A 13,062-nucleotide genomic window follows, 5' to 3' on the forward strand; every position below is an offset into this window, starting at 1 on the left:
CCAACTCAGGCAAAAAGAGCCCGTACATCCTTATAGACAGCGGCGATGGCAGGCTCTTGCATAAAATCTGCATCCGGCAGCAGCCCAAGTTCAATGTAGCGGCTTAGTAAAGCTTGTTGTTGTTCCGGTTGGGGGAAGCTGCGCTGCGCTATGGTAGCAATTCGAACGAAATCGGTATAATCCGGCTGTGCCGATACCTTAGGTTGCTGCCACTCAGCAATTACCCGCTGGTAGGTTTCCGAAAAGCCCCAAGCTTTCATAATAGCCAAACCAATCTGTGGCGATAACTTCGCCATGGCGTGCCGCATAAAGCCGGGGTGACCAAAGACTTCCTGGTGCTTCTCTGCCTCCGTCAAAATGGGTAATAAACCGATATGATGCAACAATGCTGCTAGTGTCATTACATCCGGGCTTAATGCGCATTTGTTTTGCAGTGAACGATAGTAACTCAGACAGGCTACAGCGATGCTGGTGACCTGTACAGTATCCCGCCAGGCTTTGTCCATCATCTGCTGGATGTGCGTATTCTGACTTAAAAACAATTGTTCCATCGCCATCGCCGTAGCAATGGTCTTGATTTGGCTTAGACCAATGCGGGTAACCGCCTGATTTAAAGTACTTACCTTGATGGAGCGCCCCAGAAAGGCGCTATTCGCCACCCGGATCATCCGGGCAGTCAAGGCGGGGTCCATGCTGATAGTTTCTGCCATAACGGCAAGGCTAACTTCGGGATCATCGGCGGTTCGACGCACCCGTAACGCAATCTCCGGCAAGGTAGGCAATACCAGGCTATCGTTTCGTAACTTTTCAACCAGAATGGTAATGAGTGCATGTTCTGCAGACATCGGAAACCTCGTATTGGACGATTAAGCCAGTGACGGCCACTCAGGCAAACTCTGCTGCCATAGACGGATGCGCTCTTGCAACTCAGCCTGATGATAGGGCTGCATCTTAACTACCCCCCAGATTGGTGCTGGCCATGCTTTGTCCTCTTTGAAACGGGCAATATGATGAATATGTAATTGTGGCACCACATTACCAAGAGCAGCAATATTTAATTTATCCGGTCGAAAGTGCTGACGCAACCAGCAAGCCAGCTGCCAACTTTCCTGTTGGTACTGCAGGTAATCCTCCGGCGTTAAGTCAACCAACTCCAAAACACCAGCTCGCCTTGGGATCAACAAGAACCAGGGGTACTGCTGATCATTGATCACGCGCAGCTGACACAAAGGCCAGTCCGCGACAAAACAACTGTCTTGCTGCAAGGGAGCAGCCAATTCAAAGGACAACAACTCAGGCATTGGTGACATCCTCACTCACGATGTGTTGCATTTGTTGCACTAACTGCTGGCACGACTGGTGTGCATGACGATGCGCTTGCTGCTCCAACTCATCGGCCAATGCAGTTAGGTTGGTAAACCCCATGCTGCCGGCACTGCCTTTTAAACTATGGGCTTCAAAAGCCAGCTTATCCCAGTCCAGCTTCATACACGCTTGATGCAAGCCGGCAATCAATTCAGGCAACCTATTGCGGAAGTTAGCCTGTAAGGCAAGCACGACAGGATCCTCAGCCAGTTTACGTTCAAACTCATGGTAATCATACCGACGACCATCGCTACGATAGGATTGAATCAACTTTAAAAATTGTTGCTGATCAATCGGCTTCGATAGCACTGACTGACAACCCGAGCGTTTATAACGCTCGATATCTTCGCTCATGACATTGGCTGTAACCGCGATAATTGGTGTCTGGATGCCGGCATGGCGAATCAGCTCAGCGGCTTCCTCTCCTCCCATCTCAGGCATCTGCATATCCATAAAAATCAGATCGAAATCTTCTTGAAGTGCCTGCTCAACCGCTTGATGACCATTTTCCACCATGACATAACTGGCATTCACCTGCTGCAGTAAAATACTAAGCAGCAACTGATTGTCCGGATTATCTTCTGCCACCAGGATATGCAGCGGGCATTGCTCATTCATCAGTGGAGCCGGTTGTGGCTGCGGAGGCGTCTGATACGACTGCACCAGTTCCACATTCATGCCACTGCAATCGAGTAGCACTTCAAAGTTACTGCCGACGCCTTTGACACTATCCACCCGGATATCACCACCCATTTGCTGAATGAGCTTTTTCGAAATACAAAGTCCAAGCCCGGTGCCACCAAAGTGACGAGTGACAGTAGAGTCCGCCTGCACAAAAGGCTGGAACAGGCGGGATAGCTCAGCCGGAGCTATGCCAATGCCGGTGTCTTTTACCGATATTTTCAGCAATTGCGCCATCAAATCGTATTCAACCCTTATGATGACTTTACCTTGCTGTGTGAATTTGACAGCATTGCTGGTTAGATTTAACAGTACCTGACGGAACCGCACTTCATCACTGATGATCACAGCCGGCAATGGGAAACGCAGTTGTAACTCACAATCCAGTCCCTTGGCTTTAGCTTGCGTCTGGCTCAGCTGGTATACATCATCGATAATCTCGAGGCAATGACAGGCTTCTTGCTGCAGCTCTAACTTGTCGGCTTCTATTTTTGATAAGTCGAGAATATCGTTGATAAGGTTCAATAGATGCTGGCTGCTTTTAAGTACCCGCAACTGATAATCTTTGATCCGCTCTAACTGTTGCTCCTGTACGCTTTGCTCACTAAAACCAATAATTGCAGTGAGAGGCGTACGAATTTCATGGCTCATATTAGCCAGGAATACACTTTTTAACCGACTGGCTTGTTCCGCGGTTTCCCGCGCGACAATCAACTCTTGGTTGGCTGCGGCCAAATCATCATTAGCACGCGCCAAGTCCTGGGTGCGTTTGAGCACTTTTTCTTCCAGTTGCTGCTTGTAAGCACGCTCCCGCTCACGGTATACCCGCAATTGACGCACCATCACATTAAAAGCAGCAAACATATCGCCAAGCTCGTCCTGCTTTTGTACCGGGAGCAAGGTGGATAAATCCCCCCGGCCAACCGCTGTTTTCGCCTGAGTCAGTTTGCGGATTGGACTAAATACATGCCGGATCAACAGCCAATAGATACTAAATGGTAGCAACAGAATTACACAGAGTAGTAAACCTCCAATGACCCAAGGAAGCTGCAAGGTATCAGCCATCAACTCGCTCTGGTTCAACCCCATCAGCAGTTGAAAATTGCCGGGTAACTCCGCACCTTTTAGCAGCATTGATTGGCCAAGCAGAGTACCAGGGATCATATCTGATTGCTGCATACTTTGCTGAATAGTACGAAAATGGCTTGGTGCGAAAGTACTGCCAATCAACTGTGCACGATCCGTAAAGGCGATGGTTGCGGCAGGACTGATGATGAGAGAAATACTACCCGGTGTCAGTGACTGTTGCAAAATAGCACGTAGCTCATTAGGCTCCAGACTAAGAACCAGATAGCCCCATAACTGACGCGAGTCACCCACAGCAGATGAGCTGTTGTGGTACACCTTACGTGCCAGATACAAACGCTGTTCCGAGCTGTCAGGCTCGGTTGCAAAAAAGAAGCTTTCATCACGGATCATACTTTGCAAACGAGCCAAATGCCGTTGCCGAAAACGTAAAGGAGTAACATCGGCCTCTGAAGAGGGTGCAAGCAGCTCGGTAGTACCATTAAGTTGCAATAACTTGATGCGGAACTTAGACCTAGCCTGGCGCTGCAGAAAGTCTTGCCATTCCTGTAGCAAGGGTGACTGACTAGCACCATTGCTATTGAGGTAGCTGGCCAGGGTTTGGCTGGAAGACAACTCTTCCAGCTTCATACTCAACGCCATCAACTCGCTATGAATGGCTAGTTGTTGGCCATGTAAGAAATGACTGGCTTTTTGATTCGCTTGCTGCCAGTAGAAGGAGTAACTGTACTTTATGGCGAGCACACCAAAAAAATAGCCGGCAGCAACAACAAGGGAACCAGGTAAACCAGGAGTGTTTGTCGTAATCTCATTGCCAGATCATCTGCTGCCTAAGCCATCGTATTCATTCCACAGCATAACCAGCATTTGCTGGCAGAACAAGCTTTGTCCTGCCAGCTAGTCAGCGAATGTTACAACCGGCTAATCAGCTAAGGTTGCAGCCAACAAGGCCAGCATAGGTGCTGCCGATGGTTTACCATGGATCCAGTCGCCACCATCGACACCACTGCCTGCAATATCCAGGTGCAGATAGGGTATGGGCTTAGCTTGATGCTGGCCATGCGCGGCCAGGCCGGAAGCCTCCACCAGAAAAGCCATCGGGAACTGATGGCCACGAACCGTGACCGAAGAAGCCGCATTGTTGCAACTGAGCACATCTTCAGCTGCGGATTTGGCTTGGATAAACTGAAAGTCCTCACGTCGGCTTCGTGATATTTCACAAGGGTCCCCCCAGAGATCACCAAACTGCTGGAGCTTAGCGGCCAATTGCAATGCACGGGAAGGACCGTTCTCAACCAAAGCGGTATAGGGCCCAACCGATCGAGCGGCATGACCGGTTAAGGTGGCAATGGAATAAATCTGCGGAGTCACTTCATTAAGCGCTTGTTCTCGCAGGTGCGACAATAAATCAGCCAGCACCAAACGCCCTTCAGCGTCGGTATTCCCTATCCGGACCCGCACACCGGCATGACTGGTTAAAACTTCATCCGGCACAAACGCATCAGAGCCAATACTGTTGCGCACCGCACCAATTTCTGCCACTACTTTAACACCTTCCGGCTGCAAACCGGCTATCGCTTTCATAAAGCCGGCAACGGCAGCGCCACCGCCTTTGTCCCGGCTCATGCCCGCCATGCTACCACCCACTTTTAGATCAGCACCACCGGTGTCGTACACCAGCCCCTTGCCTGCCAGCAATAACGTTTGTGCTACGGCGCCCTCAGGATTATACGTCAAACGGATAACCGCCGGATGATGTCGTTTCACCGCAAGCGAGCTGCGGGCAACTGCCATCATCAGGGGGTAGTCACGCTGCAAGGTAGCAACATCAGTGACCACCTCAACCTGAACAGCGCTACCGGCAAAAGCTTCCTGACAGTAGGCCGCAAAATTCAGCGCACTCATCCGCTCGGGCTCGGTCCCGGCAAGATCCCGCGCTAGTCGCCTGCCGGCTTCAATCGCCATAAGTTCGGCGGCCTGGTCAGGCGAGACGCCACACAAGCCAATGCAATGCAAGGGTTCAAGCTTTTCTTCACCCACCACCTCACGCCCTTCCAGTGGTTGCCACAGCGCCTGACACATTGCCAGATAACTCACAGCAGCTGCTTGCCGATAAAAAGGAGTTACCACAGGTTCAACCCAGACCAAGGGCGCTTTGGCTCCCATCTCTTTAGCAAGCTGAACAGCCTGCTTGGCCGCATCAGCAAAACTACGTACATCATCGTAATCTCTGTCAAGGCTGCCAACCGGAGCCAGGATTAGGCGCTGCCCCGGCACTGTAGGGCAATGCAGGCTAGCCAGTTGTTGGCCGATACGCTGATCCACCTGCCCGACTGTATTGATGGTTTCGTGCAGAGCTAAAAGCTCTGTGTGGTTGAAATCGCAGGCCAGCACAATAAGTGCATCGTAGCGGGTATCCGTAAGGGCATGGTCCAAGGAACCTAAGGCATAGAGATGTGGATAAGACATAATGACTTCCATCAGGCTAAAAAGTCATTATTTCGGAAAACAAAAAGCAGAACAAGCCAAGCGTCACTTTAAGAGCTACGCAACTGGCAGTTCTGCTTTACGCAGGAGCCGCTTTAGATAATTTTATTTTCTTGCCAGAACTGCTCTTTTTTCATTCTGGCCTGGCGTTTCTCGCATGGATTGTCACAATCACAAGCTTTTTCAACGCCAATAGCACCAAGGCCACCACAGCTGCCACTGATGGTTTTGCGCTGCACCAGGTAGCCAACCGCCATGGCGACCACCACCAACAACAAAACAGCGAAGGTCAGTAAAAAGGTACTCATCATCGTGTGGTGCCTCCTGTATGCATAAAGGGTTCAAAAGCCTCACTCACCAGCTCAGTAAAGCCATCATCAGTTTTCACAATCAAAATAGCCGCCAAACCAATACGATTGGCAAAAGCCAGCGCCTCGTCCGCTTCCATAATCATCAGAGCGGTAGAGTACCCATCGGCCACCATACAGGATTCATGCAGCACGGTGCTGGAGACTACACGCCCCTGAATAGGGCGACCTGTACGTGGGTCCAGGATATGGGAAAAACGTACCCCGTTCTGCTCAAAATAATTGCGGTAATCCCCGGAAGTGGCCAGCGCCAAATCACCAGGCTCGATGATGCGTTGCACAGCACGACCATCCGCATCCGGCTTTTCAATGGCAATGCGCCAGGGGCTGCCATCCGGCTTAGGACCTCGGGCACGGATTTCACCACCCACCTCAACCAAAAAAGCATCAAAACCCTTCGTATCGAGTAAGTCGGCTACCCGATCAACGCCATAGCCCTTGGCAATGGTGGATAAATCCACCGACACCCTTGGATCAGCCTTACTAAGCCAAAGGCCATCCAGGCGAAGCTTATCGATGCCCACATAAGGCAGTATAGCCTGATATTGCTCACTGGTGGGTGCCCTGGTGATACGACCTTCGGCGCCAAAGCCCCACAGCTCAACCAGGGGCCGGATGGTCACATCGAGTAAACCATCAGTTTCAAGGCCAAGCCGGATCGATTCCGCCATGACTTCAGCCGTGGGCTCGGACAGCAAAAATGGCTGGGTGCTATGCCAGCGATTAAAGCGCATCAGTTCCGAATCCGGAATATAGGTCGACATCAACTGGTTCACCAGCTCCAGTTCGGCATCGATCTCGGCTTGCAATTGCACATAATCAACCTCTTGCTCACCGGCAAAAACCGACACCACATAGTAGGTCCCCATGGTTTGACCATGCAAACGCTCGGGCGTGATGCGTTCCTCGGTTGGAACCGGGCTGCAAGAAACGAAAATGGCCAGCCCCAGAAGGGCCAGCCAGAGTTTGTAATGCACTTTCAACATAAGAAAGGATTAACCACCAAAGTCATCAAGCATGATGTTTTCGTCTTCAACACCCAAGTCTTTCAGCATGTTGATCACGGCTTTGTTCATCATTGGCGGACCACACATGTAGAATTCACAATCTTCTGGCGCTTTGTGATTCTTCAGGTAGTTCTCGTATAAGACGTTGTGGATAAAGCCAGTATAGCCTTCCCAGTTGTCTTCCGGTTGCGGATCCGACAGAGCTACATGCCACTCAAAGTTATCATTCTCAGCAGCCAGCATATCGAAATCTTCTACATAGAACATTTCACGGCTGGAACGGGCACCGTACCAGAACGACATCTTGCGCTTGGATTTCAGACGACGCAGCTGATCGAAGATGTGCGAGCGCATTGGCGCCATACCAGCACCACCACCGACGAACACCATCTCTGCTTCGGTCTCTTTGGCAAAGAACTCACCAAAGGGGCCAGAAATCGTCACTTTATCGCCTTCTTTCAAGCCCCAGATAAAAGATGACATCTTACCGCAAGGCAGTGACAGGTTGTTTGGCGGCGGCGTTGCAATCCGCACGTTCAACATAATAATGCCTTCTTCTTCCGGATAGTTCGCCATGGAGTAAGCACGGATGGTTTCATCATCCACTTTGGATTCCAGGCTGAAGAAGTTAAAACGCTCCCAATCACCACGGAATTTTTCCGGGATGTCGAAGTCTTTGTACTTCACATGGTGCGGTGGTGCTTCAATCTGAATGTAACCGCCGGCACGGAACGGCACCGACTCGCCATCCGGAATACGTAGCACCAACTCTTTGATGAAGGTCGCTTTGTTGTCATTGGAAATAACTTCGCAATCCCACTTACGAATACCAAAGACTTCATCTTCGACTTCGATTTCCATGTCACCTTTTACAGCTACCTGACAGGATAGACGACACCCTTCACGGGCTTCTTTTTTGGTAATATGATCCAGCTCAGTCGGCAGAATTTCACCGCCACCTGAGTGTACATGCACTGTACACTGGCCACAGGAGCCACCACCACCACAGGCAGATGACAGGAAAATGCCTTTATCAGCCAAAACACCCAGCAATTTGCTGCCTGGTTTGGTTTTGATGGCTTTTTCCGGATCGCCATTGATCAGGATGGTCACTTCACCACTGGCAACCAGTTTGGATTTCGCGGCAAGAATGATGAATACCAAGGCCACAACGACCAGAGTAAACATCACTACGCCAAGAGTAATCTCTTGCATCGTGTTTTCCTTCTACTGCTTACAATGAAACGCCGGAGAACGACATAAAGCCAAGGCCCATCAAACCTACAATCAGGAAGGTGGAGCCCAAGCCTCGCATGCCGTGAGGCATATCAGCGTATTTCAGTTTCTCACGCACAGCAGCCAGCAAGGTAATTGCCAGCGCCCAACCTACACCACTGCCCAGACCGAACACCACGCTTTCAGTAAAGGTATAATCCCGCTCGACCATAAACATCACACCACCAAAGATGGCGCAGTTTACGGTAATCAACGGCAGGAAAATCCCCAGCGCGTTATACAGTGCCGGGAAAAACTTATCCAGCGTCATTTCCAGGATTTGCACCATGGCTGCAATCACACCAATGTAGGTGACAAAGCCAAGAAAGCTGAGATCAGCATCCGGGAAGCCAGCCCAAGCCAGCGCACCTGGCGCCAGTAGGTTGTGGTACACCACGTTGTTGATTGGCACAGCCAGACCCAACACCACGATCACCGCAACACCCAGACCAAAGGCGGTGGTAACCTTCTTGGACACCGCCAGGAACGTACACATGCCAAGGAAGAATGCCAGCGCCAGGTTTTCAATAAAGACGGCGCGGACAAATAAACCTATGTAATGTTCTAAACCCATCTGTCAGCTCCTTATGCCTGCTCAACCTGCTCTGGACGGAAGGTCCGCAGCACCCAAATAAAGAAAGCAATGATCATGAAGGCACTCGGTGCCAGCAACAACATACCCATCGGCTGATACCAGCCACCTTCACTGACCAGTGGCAGAATTTCAACACCGAACACTGAACCCGCACCGCCCAGCTCACGAATAAAGGCAACCACCAACAGGACCAGACTGTAACCCATCGCATTACCAAGACCATCCAGGAAACTCATACCGGGTGTACTTTTCATGGCATAAGCTTCAGCACGACCCATCACGATGCAGTTGGTAATAATCAGGCCAACAAACACCGACAGCTCTTTGGAGACTTCATAGGCGAAGGCTTTGAGGATTTGGTCGACGATAATAACCAATGAAGCAATGATGGTCATCTGCACAATGATCCGCACACTGGATGGAATGTGATTGCGAATAATGGAGATAAACAGGTTCGAGAACGTCAGTACAAAGGTCAGTGCGAAGCACATAACCAGAGCCGTTGCCATTTGCGTGGTTACCGCCAATGCAGAACAGACCCCCAGCACTTGCAAAGCGATGGGGTTGTTTGCAAAAACAGGCCCGAAAAGTACTGTTTTAATTTCTTTTGCATTAGCCATTGTTCAATGCTCCTTGATGAACTTTGCTCAGGAAAGGACCAAAGCCTTTATCACCCATCCAGAAGGTAAAGGTATTTTGCACACCGTTTGCCGTCAGGGTTGCACCGGATAAGCCATCGATTTCATGGTTCGGATCAGAAGCATTACCCGGTCGCACGACGCTCAGAGCCAGATTGCCCTGGTCATCGAACAGCTTTTTGCCTTCAAACTGACCAATCCACCGAGGATTCTCGATTTCACCACCCAAGCCTGGGGTCTCACCCTGCTCGTAGTAATTCATGCCGATGATGGTGTTACCGTCTGTTTCCAGTGCAATGAACGCATGCATGGTGGACCAAAGGCCATAACCATGAATGGGCAACACAATGGATTTCAGCTCACCGGCCTCATCACGCACCAGGTAAACCGGTGCATAATGTGGGGCACGGCGAATCGAAGCCACATCCTGTTGCTTGCTAAGCTGAGTACTCAGCTCAGGATCACGCCAGGAAGCACGGTAATCGAACTGCATTGGATCTTTATCGGTAAACTCACCAGTACTCAGATTAATAATGCGCTCTTCGACACGTTTGTCGAATAACTCACGTACCTGAGCAGCCGATGCTGCACCATCCAGCACACGGGCACTACGCAAAATATTGGTCTGGGCATCCAACAGCATATTGGCTTGCTGCAAAGGACGCAGTTGCACTGCCGCTGTGGAAACCACAAAGGCGCAAACCAGACAAAGGGAAATGACTACGATCAGTGTTTTACTGATGGTATCGTTTTTACTAGACATTGCGTGCCAGCCTCCGTTTGATATTGGCCTGAGCCACGAAGAAATCGAATAATGGCGCGAACAGATTCGCGAACAGGATCGCCAGCATCATGCCTTCCGGGTATGCAGGGTTGACCACACGAATCATCACCACCATAAAGCCAATCAGAATACCGTAAGCCCATTTACCCTCATTGGTAAAAGATGCGGACACCGGATCGGTCGCCATAAAGAACATACCGATGGCAAAGCCGCCGATCACTAAGTGCCAGTGCCAAGGCATAGCAAACAAGTGATTGGTATCTGAGCCAATGGCGTTGAATAACAAAGCGGTCAACACCATACCTACCATGACACCCAACACAATGCGCCAGGAAGCGATGCGGAAGTAGATCAGCGCCAAACCACCAATCAACAGTGCCAGCGTCGAGGTTTCACCGACTGAGCCAGGGATAAAGCCAAGGAAGGCATCCCACCACTGCTGCATATCGCTGTAATCCAGAGTCGCGTTTTGGCCTTGGCTTAACAGGGTGGCACCTGAGTAGCCATCAGCTACGGTCCAGACAGCATCACCTGAGATTTCTGCCGGGTAGGCGAAGAACAGGAAAGCACGGCCAGCCAGCGCCGGGTTCAGGAAGTTACGGCCGGTACCACCGAACACTTCTTTAGCAACCACCACACCGAAGGTAATACCCAAGGCAGCTTGCCACAATGGAATGGTAGCAGGCAGAATCAGTGCGAAAAGGATTGAGGTTACGAAGAAGCCTTCATTCACTTCGTGCTTACGCACCGAAGCAAACAACACTTCCCAGAAGCCACCGACTATAAAAACAGTGGCGTAAATTGGCAGGAACCAGCAGGCACCATAGAGCATTTTCATGCCCCAGCCAGAGCTCTCGGTCAGATTACCGCCCAGCAAGTGGAACACTGCAACCTGCCAGGTATCCGGCGTACCAAAACCTTCAGCCAATGCAGCAACAGCTTGATGCCCGATATTGAACATACCGAAGAACAAAGCAGGAAACAATGCCAGCCACACGAAGATCATAATTCGTTTCAGATCGATACTATCGCGAACGTGAGTCTTGTTTTTGGTGACATAGCCTGGCGTGTAAAGGACAGTGGCAATGGCTTCGTACAGCGCATACCACTTTTCGTATTTGCCGCCTTTCTCAAACTGCGGTTCAATGCGTTCTAAATAATGCTTTAAACTCATGATTAGCCTTCCTTCTGGATCGTCGTCAGGCAGCTACGCAGAATGGAGCCGTAATCATACTTGCCCGGGCACACGAAGGTACACAAAGCCAAGTCTTCTTCGTCCAGTTCAAGGCAGCCGAGAGCCTGAGCGCTGTCGGTATCACCGGAGCACAGATCACGCAACAACAAAGTGGGCAAAATGTCCAATGGCATGATCCGCTCGTAATTTCCGATCGGTACCATGGCACGGGCAGAGCCGTTGGTGGTAGTGGTCAGGTTGAACAACTTTTTCGGATTCAGGTGCCCTAAATAAGCACGGGTAACGGAAAACTTCTCACTACCTGGCGCAATCCAGCCTAAAAAGTGTTTATCACTACCATCAGCTAACACCGACAACTGAGTGTGAAAACGGCCCAAATAACCATGCACACCATGCGCCGTCGTTCCGGCCAATACCGAACCTGAAATGATACGGTGTTCACCATCGGCAAGTTCACCGGCGGTCAGCTCCTCAACAGAAGCTCCGAGTACCGTTTTTAGCAAACGTGGCGATTTCACTACAGGACCGGCCAATGAAATAACCCGTTCAACCGGCAACTCACCGCTGGTAAATAGCTGGCCTATCGCAATCACATCCTGATAACCAATGTGCCAAACCACTTTTTGAATGGAAGCACCCTCGAGGAAGTGAATGTGCGTACCAGGCAAACCTGCAGGATGTGGCCCGGCAAACTCAGCAACCTCAACCCCAGTAACAGACGTCACATCGGCGCCTGCTTTTTTGCACAGATAGACCTTGCCGTCGGTCAGATGCCGCAGCACCGTCAGACCATGCTGGAAGGCACTAGACTTCGCCTTGATCACCAACGCCGGATCAGCAGCCAGCGGATGGGTATCGATTGCAGTGACAAAAATAGCTTTGGCGGTACTGTCAATCGCAGGCGTCTGACTAAATGGCCGGGTGCGCAGCGCCACCCATAAACCGGAGTCGACCAGGTTTTTACGAACCTGTTCGGAACTCAGGCTTACCAGCTGCTCTGGGCTGTATTTCTCGAACTGCACAGCATCATTGCCTTGCACCTCAATCACTACAGATTGCAATACCCGTTTAGCTCCACGGTTGATTTCAACCACCTTGCCGGCTGCTGGGGCAGTAAAAACAACACCAGGGGTTTTCTTGTCTTCAAACAAGCCCTGACCTTTTTTTACTGTATCGCCAACTTCGACCAACATGGTCGGACGCATACCATGAAACTCTTCGCCGAGTACGGCGACGCGCTTGATAGCAGGCCCGTCGGTTATCTCTTGTTTAGGACTGCCCGCGAGGGGAATGTCCAAGCCTTTTTTGAGTTTTATCATACGTACTTGCACTACTAGTTTGGGAAGAAACAGGTTCAGTTTTTCAGCTGCTAACCTCGCAGCGCACCCGATCGGCGTGGAACTTTCAGATGATCTGTGGTTCCAAAGTCGGATACACGTATTAAAGGCGCGGATTTTACCATCAAACGCGGCCGCTATCCATGCGATCATGAAAATTTATCACAGTCGCACCGGTTGCATTTTAGTCTAGCCAATTTGCGCAATTTTTCAGCAAATTGTGCTATTTTACTTACTGTTGCCA

At 50.6% G+C, this 13,062-nt stretch carries 12 protein-coding genes; all 12 read right to left on the minus strand.

All coding sequences use genetic code 11. From position 1 onward, the window contains the following. Positions 1–5: 5 nt before the first annotated feature. On the minus strand, positions 6–845 hold the full coding sequence (locus BLW37_RS00890; RefSeq protein WP_091338064.1) for an HDOD domain-containing protein: 840 nt from the start codon (positions 843–845) through the stop codon (positions 6–8). A gap of 21 nt (positions 846–866) precedes the next feature. Beyond that, entirely contained in the window at positions 867–1,301 is a 435-nt protein-coding gene (locus BLW37_RS00895) for an HIT domain-containing protein (RefSeq protein WP_091338065.1), read from the minus strand. Then, on the minus strand, positions 1,294–3,876 hold the full coding sequence (locus BLW37_RS00900; RefSeq protein WP_245785566.1) for an ATP-binding protein: 2,583 nt from the start codon (positions 3,874–3,876) through the stop codon (positions 1,294–1,296). The genes BLW37_RS00895 and BLW37_RS00900 overlap by 8 nt, the downstream gene beginning before the upstream one ends. 177 nt (positions 3,877–4,053) lie before the next feature. Beyond that, a complete protein-coding gene (locus BLW37_RS00905; protein ID WP_091338068.1) occupies positions 4,054–5,601 on the minus strand; it encodes a M17 family metallopeptidase in 1,548 nt (515 codons plus the stop codon). A gap of 113 nt (positions 5,602–5,714) precedes the next feature. Then, positions 5,715–5,927, minus strand: a complete 213-nt coding sequence (nqrM, locus tag BLW37_RS00910; protein WP_091338071.1) for a (Na+)-NQR maturation NqrM — start codon at positions 5,925–5,927, stop codon at positions 5,715–5,717. Further along, positions 5,927–6,973 carry an FAD:protein FMN transferase gene (locus tag BLW37_RS00915; protein WP_171907505.1) on the minus strand — a complete coding sequence of 349 codons (1,047 nt, stop codon included), beginning with the start codon at positions 6,971–6,973 and terminating at the stop codon, positions 5,927–5,929. Before BLW37_RS00915 ends, nqrM begins: the two co-directional genes overlap by 1 nt. Positions 6,974–6,982: 9 nt before the next feature. Beyond that, on the minus strand, positions 6,983–8,209 hold the full coding sequence (nqrF, locus tag BLW37_RS00920; protein ID WP_091338074.1) for an NADH:ubiquinone reductase (Na(+)-transporting) subunit F: 1,227 nt from the start codon (positions 8,207–8,209) through the stop codon (positions 6,983–6,985). Positions 8,210–8,228: 19 nt separating this feature from the next. Continuing rightward, on the minus strand, positions 8,229–8,843 hold the full coding sequence (gene nqrE / locus BLW37_RS00925; RefSeq protein WP_091338076.1) for an NADH:ubiquinone reductase (Na(+)-transporting) subunit E: 615 nt from the start codon (positions 8,841–8,843) through the stop codon (positions 8,229–8,231). Positions 8,844–8,854: 11 nt separating this feature from the next. Continuing rightward, positions 8,855–9,484, minus strand: coding sequence for an NADH:ubiquinone reductase (Na(+)-transporting) subunit D (locus tag BLW37_RS00930; protein ID WP_091338079.1), 630 nt, complete (start codon positions 9,482–9,484; stop codon positions 8,855–8,857). Next, entirely contained in the window at positions 9,477–10,265 is a 789-nt protein-coding gene (locus BLW37_RS00935) for a Na(+)-translocating NADH-quinone reductase subunit C (protein ID WP_091338081.1), read from the minus strand. Before BLW37_RS00935 ends, BLW37_RS00930 begins: the two co-directional genes overlap by 8 nt. Further along, the gene (locus BLW37_RS00940; protein WP_091338083.1) at positions 10,258–11,460 is read right to left on the minus strand and encodes an NADH:ubiquinone reductase (Na(+)-transporting) subunit B; all 1,203 of its coding nucleotides are present in this window, start codon (positions 11,458–11,460) and stop codon (positions 10,258–10,260) included. Before BLW37_RS00940 ends, BLW37_RS00935 begins: the two co-directional genes overlap by 8 nt. 2 nt (positions 11,461–11,462) lie before the next feature. Continuing rightward, positions 11,463–12,800: a Na(+)-translocating NADH-quinone reductase subunit A gene (locus tag BLW37_RS00945; RefSeq protein WP_091338085.1), complete on the minus strand. Its 1,338-nt coding sequence runs from the start codon at positions 12,798–12,800 to the stop codon at positions 11,463–11,465. Positions 12,801–13,062: the final 262 nt, after the last annotated feature.

The sequence above is a fragment of the Alkalimonas amylolytica genome (genome assembly GCF_900107845.1).
Classification (GTDB): Bacteria; Pseudomonadota; Gammaproteobacteria; order Enterobacterales; family Alteromonadaceae; genus Alkalimonas; species Alkalimonas amylolytica.

Coding starts and splice junctions, on each gene's coding strand:
- BLW37_RS00915 (WP_171907505.1), bottom strand. CDS start 6,973: ATGTTGAAAGTGCATTACAAACTCTGGCTGGCCCTTCTGGGGCTGGCC.
- nqrE (WP_091338076.1), bottom strand. CDS start 8,843: ATGGGTTTAGAACATTACATAGGTTTATTTGTCCGCGCCGTCTTTATT.
- nqrM (WP_091338071.1), bottom strand. CDS start 5,927: ATGAGTACCTTTTTACTGACCTTCGCTGTTTTGTTGTTGGTGGTGGTC.
- BLW37_RS00890 (WP_091338064.1), bottom strand. CDS start 845: ATGTCTGCAGAACATGCACTCATTACCATTCTGGTTGAAAAGTTACGA.
- BLW37_RS00935 (WP_091338081.1), bottom strand. CDS start 10,265: ATGTCTAGTAAAAACGATACCATCAGTAAAACACTGATCGTAGTCATT.
- BLW37_RS00895 (WP_091338065.1), bottom strand. CDS start 1,301: ATGCCTGAGTTGTTGTCCTTTGAATTGGCTGCTCCCTTGCAGCAAGAC.
- BLW37_RS00905 (WP_091338068.1), bottom strand. CDS start 5,601: ATGTCTTATCCACATCTCTATGCCTTAGGTTCCTTGGACCATGCCCTT.
- BLW37_RS00940 (WP_091338083.1), bottom strand. CDS start 11,460: ATGAGTTTAAAGCATTATTTAGAACGCATTGAACCGCAGTTTGAGAAA.
- BLW37_RS00930 (WP_091338079.1), bottom strand. CDS start 9,484: ATGGCTAATGCAAAAGAAATTAAAACAGTACTTTTCGGGCCTGTTTTT.
- BLW37_RS00945 (WP_091338085.1), bottom strand. CDS start 12,800: ATGATAAAACTCAAAAAAGGCTTGGACATTCCCCTCGCGGGCAGTCCT.
- nqrF (WP_091338074.1), bottom strand. CDS start 8,209: ATGCAAGAGATTACTCTTGGCGTAGTGATGTTTACTCTGGTCGTTGTG.